A 23,569-nucleotide genomic window follows, 5' to 3' on the forward strand; every position below is an offset into this window, starting at 1 on the left:
GATGACCGCCGCCAACGATGCCAATGCCAGCCAGCACGTAACGCCGCCGCGCGTGTTGATCGTCGACGGTTCACGCGTGGTGCGGCAGCTGATCACCCGGGTGCTTTCGGCCGAACTTCCCGGTGTGGAGGTCGTCGCCTGTGGCAGCGGCGCTGAAGCGCAGGAACACCTTTCCCGTGGCGTGGTGGATTTCATCACCGTCGCCCTTCGCCTGCCCGATATGGACGGCCTGGAACTGGCGCGGATCGTTCGCGAAACAGCGCCGCAGATCTACGTACCCATCGTGGTGGTGTCCGGTGATGTCGAGCAACGCCTGCAGCGCCGGGAGCTTGGCGAGTTCATCACCGACTACTTCGACAAGGCACTGGGGTTCAGCGCCCTGGCCGAATTCATCAAGGGCTACGTCAAGCCCGAGGGTGGCGCCGAAGGCGAGGTGCTGTACGTCGAAGATAGCCGCGTGGTGGCCCTGGCCACGCGCCGCATGATGGAAAAATACGGCCTTACCGTGCATCACGTGATCAGCGTGGAAGACGCCCTGGCCCGGCTCGACACCGCCCGCGTACAGGGCAAGCTGGGTTGCGACATCGTACTCACCGATGTCAGCCTGAAGGGTGAGCTCACCGGGGCGGATCTGCTAAGCCGCATCCGTGGCGAGTTCGGTTACGGCAAGGGCCAGCTGCCGGTGCTGGTGATGACGGGCGATGAAAATGCCCAGAACCAGTCCGCGCTGTTGCGCGGCGGCGCGAACGACCTCGTCGTCAAGCCCATCGAGGAAAAGCGCCTGATCACCAAGCTGCTGTTCCAGCTGCGGGTGGCGTTGCACCTGCGCGAGCGGCTCACCACCGCGGCATGAGCGGCGAGCGCGTGAAGCTTGAGCCTTCGTGGAAGGCTCGCATCGGTGACTATCTCGAGCGGCCGGACATGCAGGCGCTGTCGGCATTCCTGCGTGCGGAGAAACAGGCGGGCAAGGTGATCTATCCGCCCGGCCCGGATATTTTCGCCGCCTTCGACCACACAGCGTTCGACAACGTACGCGTGGTCATCCTGGGGCAGGATCCTTACCACGGCCCGAACCAGGCGCACGGGCTTTGTTTTTCCGTGCGCCCCGGTGTGCGGATTCCCCCGTCGCTGCAGAACATCTTCAAGGAGATCCAGCGCGACCTGGGTATCGCGCCGCCGGATCATGGTTGCCTGACGCCGTGGGCCGACCGTGGTGTGTTGCAGCTCAATGCGGTGCTCACCGTGGAGCAGGGCAACGCCAATGCGCACCAGGGCAAGGGCTGGGAAGGGTTCACCGATGCGGCGATCGATGCCCTGAATCGAGAGCGCGAGGGCATTGTGTTCATGCTCTGGGGCTCATATGCACAGCGAAAGGGGCAGCTGATCGACACGGACAGGCACCGGGTACTGAAGTCGGTGCACCCTTCGCCGTTGTCGGCGCACCGGGGTTTCCTGGGTTGCGGGCATTTTTCCGCGGCCAATGCCTACCTGGAACAGCACGGCAAGGCCCCGGTCGACTGGTCCCTGCCGGCCAAGGCCTCGTTGGAAGCCCAGTAGCGCCGGCTTCCCGAGGTGGCCCGCCAGGGGGCCTCCGCCCCCGCAGCCCAGGTTTCATGCGGTTTTCCGCCCCCTGCTGAAAGACATTCCCCTCTGGCCGGGTCTTCCACTGGACACCGGCAACCAATTTCTGTACTATTGCGTACAGATAAGGGGCCGGGGAACGAAAGACGGCCTTAGCACTCCAACCCCTGGAGTGCTAAATTTCTACGAATTATCTTGGAGGTCAGTTCATGTCTACAGCCTTGGTCACCAGGAACTACCCGGTACCCAGCCTTACGGGCAGCCTGGATTCCTATATCTCGGCCGTACACCGCATCCCCGTCCTTACCCTGGACGAGGAGCAGTCGCTTGCCCGTAAATTCACCGAACAAGCCGACCTGGAAGCCGCCCGCCAGATGGTGATGTCGCACCTGCGTTTCGTGGTGCACGTTGCCCGCGGCTACAACGGTTACGGCTTGCAGCTTTCCGACCTCATCCAGGAAGGCAACATCGGCCTGATGAAGGCGGTCAAGCGTTTCGACCCGAACCAGGGCGTGCGTCTGGTCAGCTTTGCCGTGCACTGGATCCGTGCCGAAATGCACGAATTCATCCTGCGCAACTGGCGCATCGTCAAGGTGGCCACCACCAAGGCGCAGCGCAAGCTGTTCTTCAACCTGCGCAAAAGCAAGAAGCGCCTGGGCTGGATGAACGCCGAGGAAGTGCGCGTAGTGGCGAAGGATCTTGGCGTACCCGAGGCAACCGTGCGCGAGATGGAATCGCGACTGTCCGGCCGTGACATCGGTTTTGAAGCCCCGGCCGACGCGGACGACGACGACAAGCCGGCACCGGCGGCTTTCCTCATCGACGAGGGTGCCGACCCGTACGACAACGTCGCCGATGCTGACGCCAGCGACAACCAGATGGGGGCGCTTTCTTCAGCGCTCGCCCGCCTGGATGACCGCTCGCGCGACATCATCCAGCGTCGCTGGCTGCGTGAAGACGACAAAGCCACGCTGCAGGATCTTGCGGACGAATATGGTGTTTCGGCCGAACGCATCCGCCAGATCGAGGCCAACGCCATGAAGAAAATGCGTGGCGCCATCGCGGCCTAAGCCAACCAAACGTGGTTATGATGACGGCGGCCCCCCTGGGGCCGTTCGTCGTTTGGGCGGGGGAGCCCGGCGAATTATTCCCGCACCGGAGATCAGTCGGATGCAGCGAGCATTGGTCATCGAGGACGACGCGGTTACCGCGAACGAGATCGTCGCCGAGCTCGACCTTCATGGCTTGTCCGCCGAGTGGGTCGCCAACGGCGAGGACGGCCTGGACCGCGCCAGCAGCGCGGACTACGACATCATCACGCTGGACCGCATGCTGCCGGGCATGGATGGCATCGACGTGGTGGCGGCCCTGCGCAACCGCGGCGTTGACACCCCGGTACTGATGATCAGCGCACTGAGCGACGTGGATGAACGCGTGCGCGGCCTGCGCGCTGGCGGCGATGATTACCTCACCAAGCCCTTCGCGCCGGACGAAATGACCGCACGGGTGGAAGTGTTGCTGCGACGGCGCCAACCGCAGGCGCGCAGCGTGCTGCGAGTGGCGGACCTCGAATTGGACCTCGTTACCCATGCAGCGAACCGCGCCGGCCAGGAACTGCCGCTTCAGCCTACCGAATACCGCCTGCTCGAATTCCTCATGCGTCATGCCGGCCAGGTGCTGACGCGCACGATGATCTTCGAGCACGTATGGGGTTTTCATTTCGATCCAGGCACCAACGTGATCGATGTGCACATCGGCCGGCTGCGCCGGAAGATCGACCAGCCTGGGCAGTCGTCCCTCATTCGCACCATTCGTGGTTCGGGATACGTCATTGCGCCCGCTGACTGAAGTCTGGAGCGCCGCGACCTCGCGGTTGATGCTCATTTACGGCGCCCTGTTCGCTGTCTGGTGCGTGATTCTGCTCGGTGCGGTGCAGTTTGAATCGTCGCGCTACCTTTCCGGTGTGATCGACTCCATGCTGCAGCAACGCATCGCGCTGCTGGCACGCACGGAACCCTCGGCACTCCAGGGCGCGGTGGAGAAGGCGGTCGCGATCGATCCGGCCGGCGTGATGTGGCTGGGCCTGTTCGATGCCGATGGTCGGCCCATGGCGGGCAATGTCAACGCGCTGCCGGCGGACCTGCCAATGGACGGCGTGGCACACGCGATCGAGTCCGGTACGCTGCATCCGGTGGTCGGACGCCCCGTTCGGTCGCGCGCGGTGGTCATGAGGCTGCCCGATGGCCGGCGCCTGGTGGCGGCGAAAGATTCGCGCACGATCGATGGCCTTGGCGCGATCATGCGCCGCGGCCTGTTGTGGGGATTGTCCCTTACGCTTATTCCGGGCCTGCTGGGTGGCTTCCTGCTAAGCCGTGCACCGGCCAGGCGGATCCGGCAGATGCAGCGGGCCGCTGAACCGATCCAGCGCGGGGACCTTTCGCGGCGCCTTCCGGTTAGCGGAAGGGGGGACGAGATCGATCTGCTGGCCGGCATCGTCAATACCATGCTGACCGAGATCGAGCGCCTGATGGGCGAGGTCAAGGGCGTGTGCGACAACATAGCCCACGATCTTCGCACCCCGCTTACCCACCTTCGCGCCCGTCTCTACCGCACGCAGCAACAGCTCAAGGGGCCCGAAGAGGCAGCATCGCTGGATGTGTGCCTTGCCGACATCGATGCCCTGATGGCGCGTTTCCGCGCCCTGCTGCGCATCTCGGAACTGGAAGATGGCCAGCGCAGCGCCTGCTTCCAGCCGATGGACCTGGCCGGTGTGATGCGACAGGTGCATGAGTTCTACGGCCCCCTGGCCGAAGACCGCGGCCAGCGCTTCGAACTGGACCTGCAACCGATGCCGGCAACACGCGGCGATCCGCAACTGCTGTTCGAAGCGTTGGCGAATCTCGTGGGCAATGCGATCAAGTTCACGCCCGCCGGCGGCATGGTGACCTTGCGCAGCGCCAATGACAGTGACGGTGGCTACATCGAGGTTGGCGACAGCGGCCCGGGTATTCCCGAAGGCGAGAGGGAAGCGGTGCTGCTGCGTTTCTACCGTGGCGACGGCAGCCGCAGTACGCCGGGCTCGGGCCTGGGGCTTTCCATTGTCAGCGCCATCGCGCGATTGCATGGCTATGGCCTGGAAGTAGGTGGGGACGGCCACGGAGCGCGCATCCGCATGCGGTTCGGCCCCGCGACGTCGGCTACCGGCTAACCGTAAAGACGTCCAAACTTTCCTGCGGCTTTCATTCAATTTATTTGAATGATGAAACAATCTTCATCGATCCGGCGGGCCGGATATTTATGCTGCATGGCAAAATAGATGCATCGGCGCCCTTTCCCCGCGCCGGGAAGCACTCCCCATGCTTGCACTTGTCCGGATCGCGCTGACGCGGCCGTATACCTTCATCGTCCTCGCGTTATTGATCCTGATCATTGGCCCGATAACGGCCATGCGTACGCCCACCGACATCTTCCCGGACATCAAGATCCCGGTGATCAGCGTGGTATGGCAGTACACCGGCCTGCCGCCCGACCAGGTGGCCGGGCGCATCTCCTCGCCGTTCGAGCGCGTGCTGACCACCACGGTCAATGACGTGGAGCACATCGAGGCGTCGTCGATCCAGGGCTTCGGCATCATCAAGATCTTCTTCCAGCCCACGGTGGACATCCGTACGGCCAATGCCCAGGTCACCGCCGTGGCGCAGACGTTGCTCAAGCAATTGCCGCCGGGTATCACGCCGCCCCTGATCCTCAACTACAACGCATCCACCGTGCCGATCATCCAGCTGGCGCTGTCGGGCAAGGGACTGTCGGAACAGAACCTGGGCGACCTGGGCCTCAACGCGATTCGCCCGCCGATGACTTCCGTGGCAGGTGCGTCGGTGCCTTATCCCTTCGGCGGAAGGACGCGCCAGGTGCAGATCGACATCGATCCAGCCGCCTTGCAGGCGCGTGGCATGTCCGCGCAGGACATCGCCAATGCCCTGGCAGCGCAAAACCTGATCATCCCGATCGGTACGCAGAAGATCGGTGACTACGAGTACACGCTTCAGCTCAACAACGCCCCGGATAACATCGCCGACCTGGGCAACCTGCCGATCAAGACGGCCAACGGCACGACGGTTTACGTCCGCGACGTGGCGCATGTGCGCGACGGATCGCCACCGCAGACCAACATCGTGCACGTGGACGGCAATCGTTCGGCCCTGATGACGATCATGAAGAACGGCTCGGCCTCGACGCTTGCGATCATCGCGGGAGTGAAGGACAAGGTGAAGGAGATCATCCCGACCCTTCCCGATACGCTTAAAATTTCCCCCATCGGCGACCAGTCGCTGTTCGTCTCCGGTGCGATCTCCGGCGTGGCGAAGGAGGGTGTGATTGCCGCGGCGCTGACCAGCCTGATGATCCTGCTGTTCCTGGGCAGCTGGCGTTCCACGGTGATCATCGCCATTTCCATTCCGCTGGCGATCTTAAGCTCCATCGCGGCGCTGTCGGCGATCGGCGAAACCCTCAACATCATGACCCTCGGCGGCCTGGCGCTGGCGGTGGGCATCCTGGTGGACGATGCCACGGTAACCATCGAGAACATCAACTGGCACCTTGAGCAAGGCAAGGAAGTGGAGGAATCCATCCTCGACGGCGCGGCGCAGATCGTCACCCCGGCATTCGTGTCGCTGCTGTGCATCTGCATCGTGTTCGTGCCGATGTTCTTCTTGAATGGCGTGGCGCGTTTCCTGTTCGTGCCGATGGCCGAGGCGGTGATGTTCGCCATGGTGGCAAGCTTCATCCTCTCCCGTACGCTGGTACCGACCATGGCCAAGTACCTGCTGCACAAGCACAGGGCGGGCGAGGAACACGGCCACTCGATGGCGCCTTCGCGTAACCCGCTGGTGCGTTTCCAGCGGAGCTTCGAGAAGCGTTTTGAGAATATCCGTGACGGTTATCACGGGCTGCTGGCCCTGGTTCTGGAATACCGCAAGGTGTTCGTGATCGGCTTCCTGGCATTCGTGGTGGCATCCTTCGCGCTGGTGCCGTTCCTGGGCAGGAATTTCTTCCCGTCGGTGGATTCAGGCCAGATCCTGATGCATGTGCGGGCGCCGGTGGGTACCCGCGTGGAGGAAACCGCGCGCGTCTTCGCCGACATCCAGGCATCGATCCGCCGCATGGTGCCCCAGGAAGAACTCGGTACGGTGGTGGACAACATCGGCCTGTCGATCTCGGGCATCAACAATGCCTACAACAACACCGGCACCATCGGCGAACAGGACGGTGACATCCAGATCGCACTGAAGGAAGGCCACGCGCCCACGGCCAGGTACGTCAAGGCCTTCCGCGAGCGCCTGCCACGGGAGTTCCCCGGCGTGACGTTCTCGTTCCCGCCGGCGGACATCATCAGCCAGATCCTGAACTTCGGTTCGCCCGCGCCGGTGGACCTGCAGATCCGCGGCAACAACATTGGTGCGAACTTCGATTTCGCCAACAAGGTGCTGCGAGAGATCCGCCGCGTTCCCGGCGTGGCCGATGCGCGCATCCAGCAATCGCAGCAGAACCCGGTGTTCAACGTGGATGTCGATCGTACCCGCGCGCAGCTGGTGGGGCTGACCGAGCGCGATGTCACCAACAGCCTGGGCGTGAACCTGGCCGGCTCCAGCCAGGTGGCCCCCACCTACTGGCTGAACCCGCAGAACCAGATCTCCTACCCGATCGTGATGCAGACGCCGCAATACAGCCTGGACAGCCTGCCGGCGCTGGAGAACCTGCAGGTGTCAGGTCCAGGCGGTTCACAGATCCTGGGTGGATTTGCCAGGCTCCGGCGCACCCACTCCAACGCGGTGGTTACCCAGTACAACATCCAGCCGGTGGTGGAGATCTACGCCACCCCGCAGGGTCGCGACCTGGGCGCCGTGGCGACGGACATCCAGAAGATCATCAATGCCCATCAGAAGGAATTGCCCAAGGGTTCGAGCATGGCCCTGCTGGGCCAGGTGCAGACGATGAACAACGCCTTCAGCGGCCTGATCCTCGGCCTGCTCGGCGCGGTGGCGTTGATCTATTTCCTGATCGTGGTGAACTTCCAGTCGTGGAGCGATCCGTTCGTGATCATCACGGCACTGCCCGCGGCACTGGCCGGCATCATCTGGATCCTCTTCGCCACGCATACCACGCTCTCGGTGCCCGCACTCACCGGCGCCATCATGTGCATGGGCGTTGCCACGGCCAACTCCATCCTGGTGGTGAGTTTCTGCCGCGAGCAGCTGGCCCTGCATGGCGACGCCGCGAAGGCTGCGCTGGAAGCAGGCTTCGTGCGCTTCCGCCCGGTGCTGATGACGGCGCTGGCCATGATCATCGGCATGGCGCCCATGGCCCTGGGCCTGGGCGAGGGCGGCGAACAGAACGCCCCGCTGGGCCGCGCGGTGATCGGCGGCCTGGTCTTCGCCACGGTGGCCACGCTCCTTTTCGTACCTGTCGTTTTCGCCATCATCCACGGGCGGCACGCCCGCACCGCACCCGCGGCGCCTGCTTCCGGAGAACCTGTCCATGTCTGACAACATCACCAAGCCTAGTCGTCGCAGCTTGCGTCTGGCCGGCCTTATCGCGCTGGTCGTGTTCGTGGCGATCGTGGTGGCGGGCATTGCCACGCGCGCCGCCGATGCCCGCCGGCTGCGCACCTGGACCGACAACCAGGTCGTGCCAACGGTCAACGTGGCGCCGCCTTCCACCGACGTCGATGGCTCGCCGCTGCAACTGCCCGGGCGCCTGCAGGCGTATTCCCGCGCGCCGCTGTTTGCCCGCGTCAGTGGCTATCTGAAATCGTGGTCGGTGGATATTGGCGGCAAAGTGAAGGCCGGCCAGCTGATCGCCGAGATCGAAACCCCCGACCTCGACCAGCAGCTGCTGCAGGCCAAGGGCGCGCTCGCCAGCGCCCAGGCCAATGCGGCGCTGGCCGCCACCACGGCGAAGCGCTGGCAGTCGATGCTGGGCTCGGATTCGGTATCCAAGCAGGAAGTGGATGAGAAAACCGCCGACTACACCGCCAAGCTCGCCCAGCAGCGCGCGGCGCAGGCCGATGTCGATCGCATCCAGGCGCTGAAGGGCTTTGCCCGCATCACCGCGCCATTCGACGGCGTGGTCACCGCGCGCAACACCGATGTCGGCGCGTTGATCAATGCCGGTGGCGGCGCCGGCCCGGAACTGTTCGAGGTGTCGGACATCCGCAAGTTGCGGGCCTACGTGCGCGTGCCACAGAACTATGCCCCAAGCATCCATGACGGCGACACCGCCGAGCTCACGGTGCCTGAGTACCCGGGCAAGACCTTTACCGCGAAAGTCGAAGCCTCCGCCGGTGCCATCAATGCCGACTCGGGCACCACGCTTGTGCAGTTGGCCGTGGACAATGCCGACGGCAAGCTGATGCCCGGCGCCTTTGCCAACGTCAATTTCAGGCTGCCGGCCGACGCCAATGCTTTCAGCATTCCCGCCAGCGCGCTGGTGTTCGATGCCAAGGGCATGCGCGTGGCCACGCTGGGTCCCGACAACCGGGTGAAGTTCAAGCGCGTGACCATCGCGCGCGACCTTGGCAAGACGATCGAACTGGGCTCGGGTGTCGATCCGCAGGACCGTGTCATCGAAAGCCCGCCCGATGGGCTGGACGATGGCGACCAGGTGCAGCTTGCCCCGAAGGACAACACGGCCGAGACCCATGGCAAGGCTTGATCGCGCGTTCCTCGTCGCGGGGCTGACCGTGGTGCTGGGTGCCTGTTCGCTGGCACCGAAATACGAGGCGCCGAAGGTACCGGTAGCCGACCAGTACAAGCAGGTCGGCCCCTGGGCACCGGCCAAACCCGCCGATGCGTTGCCGCGCGACGGCTGGTGGCATTCGTACAGCTATCCGCGCCTGGACCAATTGCAGGCAAAGCTCGCAGCCAACAACGCCGACCTCGCCGCCGCGCTGGCGCACTACCAGCAGGCGGAAGCCTTCCGAAAGGAAATACGCTCCGGACTGTTCCCCACCATCGGCGTCGATGCCAATGCCCAGCGCGATCGCCAGTCCGACACCAAGCCGCTGCGCGGTGTGCTGGGATCGCCCACCTCGCCGCGCACGTACAACTCGTTCACCGTGGGCGCCGACCTGGACTACGAGGTCGACCTTTGGGGCCGCGTGAGCGACAGCGTCAAAGCCGGCAATGCCGAGGCCGAGGCCGCCGCGGGCGATTTTGCTTCCGCGCAGCTCAGCCTGCAGGCGCAGTTGTCCGACAGCGTGATCGTGCTGAACGGCCTCGACCGCCAGATCGACCTGCTACGACAGAGCATCGGGGCTTTTGAAAAAGCCTTGCAGCTCACCGAGGACCGCCATGCCGGCGGCATTGCCTCGGGGCTGGATGTGGCGCGTGCGCAGACACAGCTCTCCAGTGCGCGTTCGCAGCTGAAGCAAACCCAGGCCCAGCGCGAGATCACCGAGCACGCCGTGGCCGTACTGGTAGGCGATTCAGCGTCGACGTTCTCCCTGCCGACGGATCTCACCGCGGTCAACCTGCCGGCGATCCCGCTGGGCGTACCTTCGACCCTGTTGCAGCGCCGTCCCGACATTGCCGCCGCCGAACGCCGCACCGCGGCGGCCAATGCCCGTGTGGGCGTGGCCCGGTCGGCGTATTTTCCGCAGATCACGCTGGATGCGCAGGGTGGCTACCAGAGCGCCGTGTACCGCGGACTGCTCAATGCTCCGAATCATTTCTGGTCGCTAGGCCCGAGCTTCCTGTTGACGCTATTGGACGGCGGCCTGCGCAAGGCCGGCGTTGAGGCGGCCAGGGCGGCCACGGACGAAGCCGGGGCGAAATACCGCAGCGTGGTGCTGAATGCCTTTGCCCAGGTGGAAGACAGCCAGTCGCAGCTGGCCGACTTTGCTTCCGCGATCGAAGACCAGCAGGCGGCGGCCGACGCCGCGCAAAAAACGCTGGACCTCTCCATGGACCGCTACAAACAGGGCGCCGTCGGCTACCTTGACGTCGTTACCGCCCAACAGACCGCGCTTGATGCCAAACGCAGCCTGATCGACCTGAAGACCCAACAGCTCCGCGCCAGCATCGAGCTGGTCAAAGCCCTCGGCGGCGGCTGGCAGCAAACGTAAACATTAGGGGCCGAGGCTAGAGCTTCGCGCCGAGGAGTTCTTCCAGCTTGCGCTGGTCCACGGCGAACTTGCGGATGCCTTCGGCCAGCTTGTCGGTGGCCATGGCGTTTTCGTTGTGACCCCAGCGGAAGGCGCTCTCGCTGATCTTCGGCTGGCGCTCTTCGCGCTTGCCGTTATCGGACAGTGCGCGGGGCAGGTCGTCCTGGTTTTCCTGGAGCTTTTGCAGAAGATCCGGGCTGATGGTGAGGCGGTCACAGCCGGCCAGGGCCTGGATCTGGCCGATGTTGCGGAAGCTCGCGCCCATCACGATGGTCTGGTAGCCGTGCAGCTTGAACCAGTCGTAGATGCGGCGCACCGACTGCACGCCAGGGTCTTCGGCTGGTGCGTACACCTTCTTGTCGGTGTGCTCGACATACCAGTCGAAGATGCGGCCAACGAAGGGTGAGATCAGCGTGGCACCGGCTTCGGCGCAGGCGCGCGCCTGTTCGAAGCTGAAGAGCAAGGTCATGTTGCAGTTGATGCCTTTCTTCTCCAGCTGTTCGGCGGCGCGGATGCCTTCCCAGGTGGATGCGAGCTTGATGAAGATGCGGTCGTTCTTGACACCAGCGTCGTTGTACATGCCGATCAGGCGTTCAGCCTTGGCGATGGAAGCGTCGGTATCGAAAGAAAGGCGCGCGTCCACTTCGGTGGAGACGCGACCGGGCACGATGTCCAGGATCTTCCGGCCGACCTGCACGGCAAGATAATCGCTGGCGTCGGTCAGCTGCTGCTGGCGGTCGTTTGATTTGCCTTTCGCCCAGGCCACGGCAGCGTCGATCAGCGGAGCGTAGCCAGCATCGCCGGCGGCCTTGAGCAGCAGCGAGGGATTGGTGGTGGCGTCCACCGGTTTCCATTGGCTGATCGCCTGGATATCGCCGGTATCGGAGACGACGGTGGTGATCTTGCGCAGCTGTTCGAGTTGGCTCGCCATGGGGGACATCCTTGGAATCGAAGGGGAGGGCTATGAAAGACCAATATTTGTACCAGACCGCGTGTTGCCAAGGTGTCGATGGCCGCTAGTAAAGGTCCACCGGGTCGACGTCCAGCGACCATCGCACCTTGCGCGCCCCGGGTGCTGTCGCCAGACGGCTCGCCCACGTCTTGAGGAAGGCGTGGAGCTTGCCGCGCGTGGCAGCTTCTACCAGCAACTGGCCCCGGTGGCGACCGGCCCGCAGCGGCATGGGTGCGGGCATGGGGCCTGCGACGCCCCACCCGGCCTCCGGCGGGATCGCTGCCAGTGCCTGGGCCAGGAAGGTGTCGACAGCATCGCGGCCCAGTGCGTCCACGCGCAGCAGCACCTGGCTGCCGAAGGGAGGCAGCTCGGTCACCCGCCGTTCGTCCAGCAGCTGCGCGGCCACGGCGCCGTATCCGGATTGAAGCAGCGTGCGCAGCATCGGGTGGTCGGGGTGGTGGGTCTGCAGGATCACCGTGCCAGGTTTGCGTGCGCGCCCGGCGCGGCCAGCCACCTGTACCACCAGCTGGGCCAGCCGTTCGTTGGCGCGGAAGTCCACGCTGTGCAGGCCTTCATCGACGCCGACGATGGCCACCAGCGTGAGGTTGGGCAGGTCGTGGCCCTTGGCCAGCATCTGCGTACCCACCAGGATCGCGGGTTTTTCGTCCGCCAGCGAGCCAAGCAGCTCCTCGAAGGCATCGCGGCGGCGGGTGGTCTCGCGGTCCACGCGCAGCACGCGGACGTCGGGGAAGCGCGCCGTGAGCGCCTCTTCCAGCCGCTCGGTACCCTGGCCCTGCGGGCGTAGCTCGGTGGCCCCGCAGTTTGGACAAGCCTCCGGCAGCCGTTGCTCGCGGTTGCAGTGGTGGCATACCAGCCGGCGGCGGCCAGCGTGCAGGGTCATCGGTCGTTCGCAGCGCGTGCAGTCGGCATGCCATCCGCAGGCATGGCACAACAACACCGGCGCGTAGCCGCGGCGATTGCGGAATACCAGGGCCTGCTCGCCTCGCGCCAGGCACGCCGCCACCGCGTTGATCAAGACAGGAGACAAACCGTGGTCCAGCCGTTGCGCGCGCATGTCCACGACCTCCACACGCGTGGGTTGCGCCGCACCCGGCCGCACGCGCAGTCGCAGGTTGCGATAACGGCCGGCATCGACATTGGCCAGGCTTTCCAGCGACGGCGTACCCGAGCCCAACACCACCGGCACGCCCATCGCGCGGGCGCGCACCAGGGCAAGGTCGCGCGCGTGGTAGCGGAAGCCTTCCTGTTGCTTATAGGAACCATCGTGCTCTTCGTCCACCACGATCAGGCCCGCCTCGGGCAACGGCGTGAACACCGCCGAGCGCGTGCCCAGCACCACGCGTGCGCTCCCGTCGCGGGCCCGCAGCCAGGCGCGGGCGCGGTCACCTTCGGACAGATTCGAATGCAGCACTTCCACCGCCACACCCAGGCGGTCGCGCAGGCGCCGTACCGTCTGCGGCGCCAGGCCGATCTCCGGCACCAGCATCAACGTTTGTTTACCCGCCGCCAGCGCCTGTTCGATCAGGGCGAGGTAAACCTCGGTCTTGCCGCTGCCGGTGACGCCGTCGAGCAGGAATGGCTGGAACTGGCCGAACGATTCGCCGATCGCCGCCACCGCCTCGGCCTGCTCGGAGGTCAACTGGGGGGCGGGCGCGGCATGGCGGGGAAGGGTGGTGGCGGACCACTCGAGCTTCTGAACAAGACCAGCCTCCAGCAGGCGCCGGCCGGCCTCACGCCATTTGGGAACGCGCTCATCCAGTTCGTCGGCAGCACACGGGCCGTTGGCCAGCGCATCGAGCAAGCGCTGGCTGCCACCCTTGCGCGTACCGGCGGCGTGGACATCGCGACCGGCCACCGTGGTGGCCCATGCCTCGCGGCCCAGCGGCGGTAATGGCCGCGGTTCGCGCAGGGCCAGGGGTAGCGCATTGACCAATGCCTCGCCCGGTGCGCCCAGCCAGTAGTCGGCGGCCCAGTTCACGCTGGCCAGGAGTTCGTCATCCAGTAGCGGTGCGTCGTCCAGGAGTTCCAGGGCGGCTTTGAGCTTTCCCCCCGCGACGGTCGACTCGACGGCCGGGTCCACCACCACGCCCACCATCGCGCCCTTGCCGAAAGGCACCAGCACCCGCGCGCCGGCCCGGGCCTGGCCGGTGGCGGGCGGCAGGTAGTCGAACAGGGTGGGCAGGGGGACGGGCAGGGCAACGCGCAGGACGACAGGCATGGCCGGAAGTGTAGCGGCCCGCGTCGCAGGGTCTGCGACGACCTCGTGCGGGGGCTTCCCGGTCTGGATCATCACCTTGGGCAGCGATTGATCACCGTCATCGAGATGTCATCGCTAAGTCACTATGGGTTCGGGGGTTTCAACCTTATCCACAATGTCTGTGGATAAGTCTGTGGATGGATGTCGGCCATAAGCACTTTTTGCTCGGCGCGGGGCCCGGTTGTACACCCTGATTACATTTTGACCACCCAAAAAAACGCTTTTGAATCAAGAGACTGCAAAATCCTGACCTGCAGTGTTCATGTTCTGGTCACCGTTCCGTCACGTGTGTTGACGTGCCCGGGCGTCTGTGTAAAACCCTCTCTGCCCTAATGCGAAAGGCTGATGGCGGCGGCTATCAGCAGGGCCCAGAACAGCATCCAGGCGTACCAGAAACCAGCGAAAAAGTACTTCAGGAGGGTTTTGAACCAGCCCTGCCGGTACACCCGTTTCTGGGTCAGCAGCAGGTACACCGGCATCCACGCGAACAGGGCGAACTGCAGCCAGCCAATGCCGGTGTAGGCCCAGTGCGCGTGGGGCTTGAGCGCATTGCCAAGCATCGAGAGCAGGGCCACCAGCAGCACCGACAGGAACAGGAAGGCGTGGCTGTGCAGGGACACGATCATGTGTTCCATGTACAGGCGCCGCCGGAAGATATAGACGATCTTCAACAGCAACGCGAAGATCGGCAGCAGCACCAGCATGGTCTGCGGAAGCACGCTGAAAAGGCCCGTGATGAACCGTTCCTTGGCATCGGCATCGCCATCCTTCATGGCGGCCAGGTTGGCCTTCACCCGTGCCAGGCCCTGGTCCAGGCGGATGTTCACCAGGTTGGGCAGCCAGCTGATATGGAATCGGCTGACCACGTCAGGATGGTTGGGGTCGATCCGTTCGTCCGGGTGGTTGTGCTCGAAGGCGTTCAGCTCGGCCATGCGGCGATTGGCCTCGTGCACTCGCTCCGTCGCCTCGGCATCCAGTGCGGCGGTATCTGCACCGGGCTTATGGCGGGCGGCATCGATCGCGCCCTGGACAGTATCCAGGCGCTTCTGCACGGCGTCCTCGCTGGTATCGCGGGCAAACTCTCCCGCGTCGCCGCCGTACCATTTGGTGGTGATATGCGTGCCTTGGGCATTGGGTCCGGCGCTTTCGCTTCGTCCGAAGCCGATCGCCAGGTGCACGGCGAAGAACGCCAGCAGGCAGAACACGAACATCAGGCGGAATGGCTGCACGTAACGCACGCGGCGCCCGGCGAAATATTCCAGGGTAAGGAAGCCCGGCTTGAGGAAAAGCGGCGGCAAGGTGTGCACGATGCGCTCGTCGACATGGAAGATCATGTCCAGCGTGTCTTCCACCATCGAATGGATCGGCCGCAGCACGCTCTTCACCGACTGACCGCACGCATGGCAGAACGGGCCCTGCAGGGGCGCCTGGCAGTTGGCGCAATGCAACGCCGGTGCTGTCGCCGGTTCGGTTTCCGGCGCTACTGGCGTTAGCTCGGTGCTGGACATCGTTCCCTCCCCGGGACGAAAGCGTTAGCGGCGCGAATGATCGCACAGCCGGTACTCCACCGGCTCGCGCCATAGGGCACCCCTGCTTTCGGCACGCAGGGGGTGACTATCTGCCCTGACCTTAGTCACGGCATCGCCCGTACAATGGCCGGCCACGTTGTCGATCCCTCCCTGTCATGGCCGTTCACACCATCGATCGCGCCCGCGTCCGCCGCGAAGCCGGGGCGACGGTGCGCCTGGCCCTGCCGTTGATCGTCGCGCAGCTGTCGGCGATGGCGCCCAACGCGATAGACGCCATCCTGGCCGGACACTTCAGCGCGCACGTGCAGGCGGCGGTGGTCACCGGCACCAGCATCTGGGTGCTGGCCCTGGTGCTGGCCCTGGGCACCATGATGTCGGTGCCGCCCACCGTGTCGCAGCTCGATGGCGCCCAGCGGCGCGGCGAGATCGGCGCGATCTTCCACCAGGCGCTGTGGATCGCCTGGATCCTGGGGGCGGCGCTGTGGTTCGCCGCGCGCAACGCCGCGCCACTGATGACCGCCTTCGGTGTGGTGCCCTCGTTGCACGACGATGTGCAGGCGTTCCTGCATGCGATCAGCTGGGCGGCGCCGGCACTGACCACCTACTTCGCCCTGCGCGGCCTGTCCGAAGGGCTATCGATGCCCTTGCCATCGATGTTCTTCAGTATCGGCGGCCTGTTCGTGCTGGCGCCGCTGGGCTACGTGCTGGTGTATGGCAAGCTCGGCTTCCCGCCGATGGGCGCCCGCGGCACCGGTATCGCCACCGCGGTGGCGATCTGGGTGGAGATGATCGGTTTCGGCATCTACGTGCTCAAGCATCGCGCCTATCGCGATATCAACCTGCGCCAGCGCCTGGCCTTGCCCAACTGGTCGAAGATCGCCCCGCTGCTGCACATCGGCGTGCCGATGGCCATCACCCTGTTGATGGAAGCGGGCATGTTCGTGGCCGTGGCGCTGCTGATCGGTCGGCTGGGCGAAACGGTCACCGCAAGCCACCAGATCGCGCTGAACGTGGCCTCGATGTCGTTCATGGTGCCGCTGGGCCTGTCCATGGCGATCACCGTGCGCGTGGGTAATGCGGTAGGCCGCAACGATGCGGCCGGCGTGCGTTACGCAGGTTTCTGCGGCATCGGCCTGGTGATCGCGGTGCAATTGGTGGCGGTGGCCCTGATGCTGGGCGTTCCCCACGGTATCGCGGCGATTTATTCAAATAATCCAGCCGTGATCGCGGTGGCGGCGCAGCTGTTGCTTTATGCCGGCATGTTCCAGTTTTCCGACGGCATCCAAGTGGCTTCCAACAGTGCGCTCCGGGGCCTCAAGGACACCCGGGTGCCGATGGCCATCACCCTGGTGGCCTACTGGATGATCGGCATGCCGGTGGGCTGGTACCTGGGCTTTCCGATGGGCCTGGGCGCCCCGGGTATGTGGATCGGCCTGATCGCCGGGCTTACCGCGGCGGCGGCCTTGCTGTTCACTCGCTTCTACCGGGTGGCGCGGCGTGCCAGCTGGACTTCCGCCACGTGACCGCCCCCGCGGGAACGGCTACGCTCAGCACCGAACCCACCGGATTTTTTGCATGAGCGACCAGCTGCCACCTGCCTACCCACCGCCGCCACCACCGCCCGTGCCCGGGCCGGCCCCGGTGCGGGTGCAGGCGGCTGTACCTGCGCGCCGCCCGAGCGGATTCTGGGCTTTCCTGAAAGGCTTTGGCCGCGGCATCAATATCACCCGCCTGGTGATATTGAACCTGCTGTTCTTCGGCGTGTTGTTCATCGTGCTGCTGTTCGTTTTCCTCGGTGCCCTCGGCAGCCGCGAACTGCGCATGGTCAAGAACGACAGCGTGCTGTTGATCCGGCCTGAAGGTCGGCTGGTGGAGCAGTACAGCGATCCCATCGGCGTGGCCCTCTCGCGCCTGTCGGGCAACAAGGCCAAACAGGTGCAGGTACGCGACCTGGTCGGTGCCATCGATAACGCGGCCACCGATGCGCGCATCTCGCGCATCGTGCTGGATGTGGACGACATGCAGGCAGGTGGCTTCGCCGCATTGCGCGAAGTGGGCGCGGCGATCGACCGCTTCCGCGCCACCGGCAAGCCCGTGATCGCCTGGGCCGCCAATCTCGACCAGGGCCAGTACTACCTCTCGGCGCATGCCTCGAAAATCCTGCTCGATCCGCAGGGCAGTGTGTTGCCCACGGGCCTTGCCAACTACCGGTTGTTCTATAAAGACCTGCTGGACAAGATCGGCGTGGACGTCCACCTGTTCCGCGTAGGCCAGTTCAAGTCGGCCGCCGAGCCCTTCATCCTGGACCACGCCTCGCCGGAGTCGAAGGCCGCCGACACGTTCTACCTGGGCGGCCTGTGGGACACATGGCTTGCCGAAGTGGCCGCGGCGCGCAAGATCGATCCGGCCAAGCTTCGTGCCTCGATCGACAACATGCCCCAGCTGATCGCATCGGCGCGCGGCAACATCGCCCAACTGGCGCTGGACCAGCACTTGGTCGATGGCCTGGCCACCGAGGAAGAACTGATCGACGGCCTGCGCAAGGACGGCGTGCCGGCGGGCAAGAACGGCGAAGGCGTGCGCAGTGTTTCGCTCGAGCGCTACAACGCACAGATCGCCTCGGTCAGCGCGTTCAACAGCAAGCCCGGTGTGGCGGTGGTGGTGGCCGAAGGCGAGATCGTCAGCGGCAAGCAACCACAGGGCCAGATCGGTGGCGAATCCACCGCCGCCCTCATCCGCAAGGCGCGCCAGGACAAGAAAACCGCAGCACTCGTGCTGCGGGTGGATTCTCCCGGTGGCGAGGTGTACGCCGCCGAGCAGATCCGCCGCGAAGTGGCGCAGACGCGCGAGGCCGGCATCCCCGTGATCGTGTCGATGGGCGATGTTGCCGCCAGCGGCGGTTACTGGATCTCGATGAACGCCAACGCGATCCTCGCCGAACCCAACACCATTACCGGCTCCATCGGCATCTTCGGCATGTTCTATACCGTGCCCAACGCGCTGGACAAGATCGGCGTGCATTCAGATGGCGTGGCCGTAGGCCCGCTGGCCGGCTCCTTCGACATCACCCGGCCGCTGGATCCAAAGATCGGCCTGGTGGTGCAGTCGATCATCGACAAGGGTTACCGTGATTTCGTCGGCGGCGTGGCCGCGGCGCGCGGCAAGGATTTCGCCAGCATCGATGCCATCGCCCAGGGTCGCGTGTGGACCGGCGCGCAGGCGCGCGACCGCGGGCTGGTGGACAAGCTCGGTGGCCTTAACGATGCCATTGCCCTGGCGCGCAGCGAAGCGAAGCTCGACAAGGACGCACCCACCCGTTACATCGAAACGGACCTCGGTACGTTCGGCCGCGCCGTTGTCAGCATGAACGACAGCGCCGCGGTATCGATCGGGCGTTCCTGGGGCCTGGGCCTGCCGAAGTGGCTCTCGACTATCGACGAGCGCATTCCTGAGCTCAAGCTGCTGGAGCACGCACAGGCAGGTCGCCCGAACATCTACGCCTACTGCTTCTGCTCACCGCAGTAGGCAACCGCCGTTATTTCGACTGGTCTTCCACCGCCGCGTCCTGCGCTGCGTGTTGCTGGTCCACGGTGGCCTGTACCGCGCGGGCACGGTCGCGTGTCTTGAGCATCGGGTCAAGCGGGTTATAGGGCTTGGCCGTTGACTGCGCCGCCTGCGGTGCCGGCGGCGCGTTCGGATCGGGCGGTGGGGGATGGGAACAGCCGACGGCCAGCAGCGCAGCGGTTGCCGTGGCGCATGCAAGCCATGATCGTGTGGACTTCATCAAGCTACCCTCGCTGAATACCATGCATCGTTCCGCTGCACGCGCAGCGGCATGTCGAACAGGCGTGACAACGCATCACCGCCCAGGATCCCGCTCTTCGGGCCATCGGCGAACACCTTGCCATCGCGGATCATCACCACGCGGCCGATCTCGGGGATGATTTCCTCGATGTGGTGGGTGACCACCACCAGGGTGGTGCCGCCGCGGGCCAGTTCGCGCAGGTGATCGAGGAATTCCCGTCGCGCGGAAAGGTCGAGCCCGGTGCAGGGTTCGTCCAGCAGCAGGGCGCGCGGCTGGTACACCAGCGCGCGGGCGATCAGCACGCGGCGTGCCTCGCCGGTGGACAACGTGGCCACTTCGCGGTCGGCCAGCGCCAGCATCCCTACGCGTTCGAGCGCCCGGTTGGCGGCTTCGAGCATGTCCTGGGTCACATGGTGATCCAGCCCCAGCACCAGCGAGGCAAAGAAGCCGGAGAGCACCACCTCGCGCACGAGCAGCCCTTCGACAGTCTCCAGATCCCGCCGCAGCTCCGCCGACACCACGCCAATCAGCCGCCGGAGCTCGGTGACGTCCCAACGGGCGCGGCCGAACACGCGCACCGGATCACTGCCGTCACTGGGCGAAAGGGGATAGAGCCGGCGCTCGATCATCCGCACCAGGGTGGATTTGCCCGAGCCGTTGGGGCCGAGGATCGCCGTGTGCTCGCCGTCGGCCACACGCAGGCTGAAGTCTGCCAGCAGGGCGCGGTCTCCGCGGAGTACGGTGGCATGGTCGATGTCGAGCAGGATAGTAGGTTGGTCCATGCCTTCGAGCATAACGCGCCGTTGTACGATGCGTGCCTGTCCTTCATCTTCGGGAGACCCACGATGCATCCACGGCTGGCAAGCTGGCGGCTGGACGGCCAGACGGCGCTGGTGACCGGTGCCAGCAAGGGCATTGGTTATGCCTGCGCGCGCGAGCTGGCCGCGCTGGGCGCGGACCTGCTGCTGGTGGCCCGTGACGAGATCCACCTGGATCATGTCCGTGCCGAACTTGCCGATGAAGCCCCTCAGGCGTCGGTGCTGGCGCTGGCCGCGGACCTCACCGACCCGGAAGACCGCCTGGCCGTATTCGACTGGATCGCCGACCTCGGCAGCCCGCTGTCGTTGCTGGTCAACAACGTCGGCGGCAACGTGCCCGCCGCCACGGTGGATTACTCGCCCGAAGAATATCGCGGCATCTTCGAAACCAATGTGTTCTCCGCCTTCGAGATGTGCCGCCTGGCGTATCCGCACCTGGTGCAGCATGGCAACGCCGCGGTGGTGAACATCGGCTCGGTATCGGGCGCGGTGCATGTGCGCACGGGCTCGGTCTACGGCATGACCAAGGCCGCCGTGCACCAGCTCACCCGGAACCTTGCCGTGGAGTGGGCCGAAGATGGCATCCGCGTGAATGCCGTGGCCCCCTGGTACATCCGCACCCAGCGTTCGGAACCGGCCCTGGCCGATGCGGATTATCTTGAGGAAGTTCTCGACCACACGCCGATGCGCCGCATCGGCGAGCCGGAGGAAGTAGCCGCTGCAGTGGCTTTCCTGTGCCTGCCCGCGGCGAGCTACATCACCGGCGAGGTGGTGGCGGTGGACGGTGGCTTCCTGCGTTACGGCTTCTGAAGCCGCAGCCTCTGCGGCGCTCATGCCGGGGTGTTATGCGGCGCAGCCCTTCAGTTGCGCACGCAGCTCCGCATCGCGCTGTTCGAAGGGCGCCTGCTGGCTCTTGAAGGCCTTGCGCAGCTTGTCGCCGTTTTCGTCCAGCTGATCCTGCAACGCCTTGCAGGTTTCTTCCGGCGAAAGCTGGTGGCAACTGTCCTGTACCCATACATAGTTGTTGCCGATCATCTGGCCGTTGACCTTGACCCGATTGATTTCCGGGGCCGAGGGGGCAGCCTGGGCCGATAGTGAACTGCCGTAACTGCCGACCACGCCAGCTGGCGCCTGGTACGGCTGGCCCGGTCCATTGCTGGTGTAGGGCGTGCCGTCGGTGGCGCGCACGCAGCCGTACATGACCGGGATGCCGGGTGGGGGCGGAGGCATGGTACTGAATTGAGCTGGCGGCGCTGCGACAGGGGGAGCCGGCGCCACCGGCGGCAACGGCGCGGGCGGCGTCGTCATCGGCTCGGTATCGTCGATCACCCGCTTTTCGGACTTCGCACCGTGAGGGCACGGCATGTTCTGGTAGGTGACCTCACCTTTGGCGGTGGTGCATTTGTAGATGTCCGTGGCGTGGCTGGCCGGCGCGTACGCCAGCAAGCCCAGCACCATCAGGAAAACGAAGCCGGCAAGACGCATCAGAACTCCGCCACGTGCTCTTCGGCGGCAAAGCCGATGGTCATGGCGCCTTCGCCTACGTTCACCATGCCGGTGATGCTCATCGGGCTTTCCAGCATGTCCACCCCCGCAGCCTCGCAGGCCTTGAGCAAAATCTCGTAGCCGGGAAGGTTGCGCATCACGTCCAGGTCACCGCCGTAGGAAAGGCTCATCGCAGGCACCAGCAGGCCGGCCTGCACGCGCTTGGCGGCATATTCGAAGAGCGTTTGGGCGCCGTGCTCGAAGCCACGGATCTTGCCCACCGGGCCTGTTTCACCGCGGTAGCAGCGCAGCAGCGGCTTGATGTCCAGGGCCGAACCCAGCATGGCACTGAACATGCTGACACTGCGGTCCCCCTTCTTCTTGGCGCGTGCGCGCAGGTAGTAAAGGTCGCGCGGCAGCATATAACCGTAGGCATTGTTGGCGATATGCGCCGCCCGTTCACGCATCTGCTGGGGCGATTCGCCCGCGGCGATCATGCGCACCGCTTCCACCACCGGCGCCGCGGCGCCTGCAAAGATATTCCGGGTATCCACCACGCGCATCAGGAACGGCTGGCGGTTGCCCGACGCCTCGCGGATAGGGCGGTAGTGCTTCAGGATCGCGAAGCTGGCGCGGATCACGTTGTCGTGGATCGGGCTGCGCGTGGCGGTGATGGTGAGGCAGATCACGCAGTCGTAATCCACCACCATCCTGTCCAGGAACACCCGCTGCACGTGCTCCACGCTGCTGGGTTCGGTTTCCGCCTCGTGGGCGCGGCTGCCCATGTTCTGGTCGATGAAACGCTGGGTTTCGGCGGCGTTCCTGTCGTCCAGGAAGGTCTGGCCGTCCACCTTGATGGTGATCGGCAGCACCGTGATGTTATTCCTTTCGATGAAGTCCCGCGGCAGGTCGCAGGCCGCATCGATCGCTACGCCGATTCGCATGATGTCCCCCGACTAAAAGCCCTGGCGCGTCCGGGCAAACGGTAGCACGCCCGGGGCATGAAAGCCCGCCGTGATGCGCCGGCAGCCCTCGCGCGGGGCCGACGCATGGCGTATCCTCGTTGCGACAAATATAGGGCTCCTGCCGGCGTGGCGTCGCCGGTGCCAGCGCCGATCGGTTCGGTGCTAGAAAAAGCTGGAAAACATGAAGAACAAGCAAGAGATCGTCAGCAACTGGCTGCCGCGTTATACCGGCACCCCGCTCGAGGAATTCGGCGAGCACATCCTCCTTACCAACTTCGGACACTATGTAGAGCGCTTCGCCGAGTGGAACGGGGTAGACGTGAAAGGCCGCGACCGGCCCATGCCCAACGCCACGGCCGACGGCATCACCCTGATCAACTTCGGCATGGGCAGCCCCAATGCCGCCACCGTGATGGATCTTCTAAGCGCCATCGGCCCGAAGGCGGTGCTGTTCCTGGGCAAATGCGGGGGGCTTAAGAAAAAGAACGCGATCGGCGACCTGGTGCTGCCGATCGCCGCCATCCGCGGCGAGGGTACTTCCAACGACTACCTGCTACCCGAGGTGCCGGCCCTGCCGGCCTTCCAGTTGCAGCGCGCGGTGTCCACCATGATCCGCGACCTGGGCCACGACTACTGGACGGGCACTGTCTACACCACCAACCGGCGGGTGTGGGAGCACGATGAGGCGTTCAAGGAATACCTGCGTCGTACCCGATCGATGGCGGTGGACATGGAAACGGCCACCATCTTCGCGGCGGGCTTCGCTAACTCGATCTCCGTTGGCGCGCTGCTGCTAGTTTCGGACCAGCCGATGATTCCCGAGGGGATCAAGACGGAGAAGAGCGACACGGCAGTCACCGCCAACTATGTCGAGCGGCATATCCGCATCGGCATCGAGGCGTTGAAGCTGGTGCGCCGGCATGGGCGGAGCATGAAGCACCTGCGGTTCGAGGATGAGAATTCGCTGGAGTAGGGTTTAGGCGAAACGTGGAA

General features: G+C 65.0%; 19 protein-coding genes. 12 read left to right on the top strand and 7 right to left on the bottom strand.

The genetic code is table 11. From position 1 onward, the window contains the following. Position 1 precedes the first annotated feature (1 nt). The 8 genes from VGM61_RS02635 (at position 2) to VGM61_RS02670 (ending at position 10,705) form a co-directional block, all read left to right on the top strand. Positions 2-853 (top strand): response regulator, encoded by an 852-nt coding sequence (locus tag VGM61_RS02635; protein ID WP_331521158.1) that lies wholly within the window; start codon positions 2-4, stop codon positions 851-853. Continuing rightward, a complete protein-coding gene (gene ung / locus VGM61_RS02640; protein ID WP_331521159.1) occupies positions 850-1,557 on the top strand; it encodes a uracil-DNA glycosylase in 708 nt (235 codons plus the stop codon). The genes VGM61_RS02635 and ung overlap by 4 nt, the downstream gene beginning before the upstream one ends. Positions 1,558-1,790: 233 nt before the next feature. Next, positions 1,791-2,651 (top strand): RNA polymerase sigma factor RpoH, encoded by an 861-nt coding sequence (gene rpoH, locus VGM61_RS02645; RefSeq protein WP_331521160.1) that lies wholly within the window; start codon positions 1,791-1,793, stop codon positions 2,649-2,651. A gap of 100 nt (positions 2,652-2,751) precedes the next feature. Then, a complete protein-coding gene (locus tag VGM61_RS02650; RefSeq protein WP_331521161.1) occupies positions 2,752-3,429 on the top strand; it encodes a response regulator transcription factor in 678 nt (225 codons plus the stop codon). Beyond that, on the top strand, positions 3,413-4,789 hold the full coding sequence (locus VGM61_RS02655; RefSeq protein WP_331521162.1) for a sensor histidine kinase: 1,377 nt from the start codon (positions 3,413-3,415) through the stop codon (positions 4,787-4,789). The genes VGM61_RS02650 and VGM61_RS02655 overlap by 17 nt, the downstream gene beginning before the upstream one ends. Positions 4,790-4,937: 148 nt before the next feature. After that, the gene (locus VGM61_RS02660; RefSeq protein ID WP_331521163.1) at positions 4,938-8,126 is read left to right on the top strand and encodes an efflux RND transporter permease subunit; all 3,189 of its coding nucleotides are present in this window, start codon (positions 4,938-4,940) and stop codon (positions 8,124-8,126) included. After that, positions 8,119-9,294: an efflux RND transporter periplasmic adaptor subunit gene (locus VGM61_RS02665; protein ID WP_331521164.1), complete on the top strand. Its 1,176-nt coding sequence runs from the start codon at positions 8,119-8,121 to the stop codon at positions 9,292-9,294. Before VGM61_RS02660 ends, VGM61_RS02665 begins: the two co-directional genes overlap by 8 nt. After that, a complete protein-coding gene (locus VGM61_RS02670) occupies positions 9,281-10,705 on the top strand; it encodes an efflux transporter outer membrane subunit (RefSeq protein ID WP_331521165.1) in 1,425 nt (474 codons plus the stop codon). The genes VGM61_RS02665 and VGM61_RS02670 overlap by 14 nt, the downstream gene beginning before the upstream one ends. Before the next feature lie 16 nt (positions 10,706-10,721). Here the strand turns inward: VGM61_RS02670 and tal are convergent, their stop codons facing one another. The 3 genes from tal to VGM61_RS02685 all read right to left on the bottom strand — a co-directional run bounded on the left by tal (position 10,722) and on the right by VGM61_RS02685 (position 15,482). Then, entirely contained in the window at positions 10,722-11,684 is a 963-nt protein-coding gene (gene tal, locus VGM61_RS02675) for a transaldolase (protein ID WP_345786378.1), read from the bottom strand. Positions 11,685-11,760: 76 nt separating this feature from the next. Next, entirely contained in the window at positions 11,761-13,935 is a 2,175-nt protein-coding gene (locus tag VGM61_RS02680; protein WP_331521167.1) for a primosomal protein N', read from the bottom strand. A gap of 368 nt (positions 13,936-14,303) precedes the next feature. After that, entirely contained in the window at positions 14,304-15,482 is a 1,179-nt protein-coding gene (locus tag VGM61_RS02685) for a DUF3667 domain-containing protein (protein WP_331521168.1), read from the bottom strand. Positions 15,483-15,658: 176 nt separating this feature from the next. On the opposite strand from VGM61_RS02685, the gene VGM61_RS02690 reads away from it, so the two are divergent. Both VGM61_RS02690 and sppA read left to right on the top strand, forming a co-directional pair. Next, on the top strand, positions 15,659-17,026 hold the full coding sequence (locus VGM61_RS02690) for an MATE family efflux transporter (RefSeq protein WP_331521169.1): 1,368 nt from the start codon (positions 15,659-15,661) through the stop codon (positions 17,024-17,026). A 52-nt stretch (positions 17,027-17,078) separates the two neighbouring features. Continuing rightward, positions 17,079-19,028, top strand: coding sequence for a signal peptide peptidase SppA (gene sppA, locus VGM61_RS02695; protein WP_331521170.1), 1,950 nt, complete (start codon positions 17,079-17,081; stop codon positions 19,026-19,028). A gap of 10 nt (positions 19,029-19,038) precedes the next feature. Here sppA and VGM61_RS02700 read toward each other — a convergent pair whose 3' ends face one another. Continuing rightward, a complete protein-coding gene (locus VGM61_RS02700; RefSeq protein ID WP_331521171.1) occupies positions 19,039-19,287 on the bottom strand; it encodes a hypothetical protein in 249 nt (82 codons plus the stop codon). After that, complete coding sequence (locus VGM61_RS02705) at positions 19,287-20,090, bottom strand: ABC transporter ATP-binding protein (RefSeq protein ID WP_331521172.1); 804 nt, start codon at positions 20,088-20,090, stop codon at positions 19,287-19,289. The genes VGM61_RS02700 and VGM61_RS02705 overlap by 1 nt, the downstream gene beginning before the upstream one ends. Positions 20,091-20,153: 63 nt before the next feature. On the opposite strand from VGM61_RS02705, the gene VGM61_RS02710 reads away from it, so the two are divergent. After that, positions 20,154-20,936: an SDR family oxidoreductase gene (locus VGM61_RS02710; RefSeq protein WP_331521173.1), complete on the top strand. Its 783-nt coding sequence runs from the start codon at positions 20,154-20,156 to the stop codon at positions 20,934-20,936. Between the two features lie 33 nt (positions 20,937-20,969). On the opposite strand, the gene VGM61_RS02715 is transcribed toward VGM61_RS02710, so the two are convergent. Then, positions 20,970-21,611 carry a DUF4124 domain-containing protein gene (locus VGM61_RS02715; RefSeq protein ID WP_331521174.1) on the bottom strand — a complete coding sequence of 214 codons (642 nt, stop codon included), beginning with the start codon at positions 21,609-21,611 and terminating at the stop codon, positions 20,970-20,972. After that, complete coding sequence (locus VGM61_RS02720; RefSeq protein WP_331521175.1) at positions 21,611-22,555, bottom strand: DegV family protein; 945 nt, start codon at positions 22,553-22,555, stop codon at positions 21,611-21,613. Before VGM61_RS02720 ends, VGM61_RS02715 begins: the two co-directional genes overlap by 1 nt. A 202-nt stretch (positions 22,556-22,757) precedes the next feature. Between VGM61_RS02720 and VGM61_RS02725 the strand changes: the two genes are divergently transcribed. Beyond that, a complete protein-coding gene (locus tag VGM61_RS02725) occupies positions 22,758-23,549 on the top strand; it encodes an AMP nucleosidase (protein ID WP_331521176.1) in 792 nt (263 codons plus the stop codon). The last annotated feature ends 20 nt before the right edge of the window (positions 23,550-23,569 follow it).

Source organism: Pinirhizobacter sp. (assembly GCF_036499745.1).
Classification (GTDB): Bacteria; Pseudomonadota; Gammaproteobacteria; order Xanthomonadales; family Rhodanobacteraceae; genus Pinirhizobacter.

Excerpts from the sequence above, each read along its gene's own strand:
- VGM61_RS02635 (WP_331521158.1), top strand. The coding sequence starts at position 2 with ATGACCGCCGCCAACGATGCCAATGCCAGCCAGCACGTAACGCCGCCG.
- ung (WP_331521159.1), top strand. The coding sequence starts at position 850 with ATGAGCGGCGAGCGCGTGAAGCTTGAGCCTTCGTGGAAGGCTCGCATC.
- rpoH (WP_331521160.1), top strand. The coding sequence starts at position 1,791 with ATGTCTACAGCCTTGGTCACCAGGAACTACCCGGTACCCAGCCTTACG.
- VGM61_RS02650 (WP_331521161.1), top strand. The coding sequence starts at position 2,752 with ATGCAGCGAGCATTGGTCATCGAGGACGACGCGGTTACCGCGAACGAG.
- VGM61_RS02660 (WP_331521163.1), top strand. The coding sequence starts at position 4,938 with ATGCTTGCACTTGTCCGGATCGCGCTGACGCGGCCGTATACCTTCATC.
- VGM61_RS02665 (WP_331521164.1), top strand. The coding sequence starts at position 8,119 with ATGTCTGACAACATCACCAAGCCTAGTCGTCGCAGCTTGCGTCTGGCC.
- VGM61_RS02670 (WP_331521165.1), top strand. The coding sequence starts at position 9,281 with ATGGCAAGGCTTGATCGCGCGTTCCTCGTCGCGGGGCTGACCGTGGTG.
- tal (WP_345786378.1), bottom strand. The coding sequence starts at position 11,684 with ATGTCCCCCATGGCGAGCCAACTCGAACAGCTGCGCAAGATCACCACC.
- VGM61_RS02680 (WP_331521167.1), bottom strand. The coding sequence starts at position 13,935 with ATGCCTGTCGTCCTGCGCGTTGCCCTGCCCGTCCCCCTGCCCACCCTG.
- VGM61_RS02685 (WP_331521168.1), bottom strand. The coding sequence starts at position 15,482 with ATGTCCAGCACCGAGCTAACGCCAGTAGCGCCGGAAACCGAACCGGCG.
- VGM61_RS02690 (WP_331521169.1), top strand. The coding sequence starts at position 15,659 with ATGGCCGTTCACACCATCGATCGCGCCCGCGTCCGCCGCGAAGCCGGG.
- sppA (WP_331521170.1), top strand. The coding sequence starts at position 17,079 with ATGAGCGACCAGCTGCCACCTGCCTACCCACCGCCGCCACCACCGCCC.
- VGM61_RS02700 (WP_331521171.1), bottom strand. The coding sequence starts at position 19,287 with ATGAAGTCCACACGATCATGGCTTGCATGCGCCACGGCAACCGCTGCG.
- VGM61_RS02705 (WP_331521172.1), bottom strand. The coding sequence starts at position 20,090 with ATGGACCAACCTACTATCCTGCTCGACATCGACCATGCCACCGTACTC.
- VGM61_RS02710 (WP_331521173.1), top strand. The coding sequence starts at position 20,154 with ATGCATCCACGGCTGGCAAGCTGGCGGCTGGACGGCCAGACGGCGCTG.
- VGM61_RS02715 (WP_331521174.1), bottom strand. The coding sequence starts at position 21,611 with ATGCGTCTTGCCGGCTTCGTTTTCCTGATGGTGCTGGGCTTGCTGGCG.
- VGM61_RS02720 (WP_331521175.1), bottom strand. The coding sequence starts at position 22,555 with ATGCGAATCGGCGTAGCGATCGATGCGGCCTGCGACCTGCCGCGGGAC.
- VGM61_RS02725 (WP_331521176.1), top strand. The coding sequence starts at position 22,758 with ATGAAGAACAAGCAAGAGATCGTCAGCAACTGGCTGCCGCGTTATACC.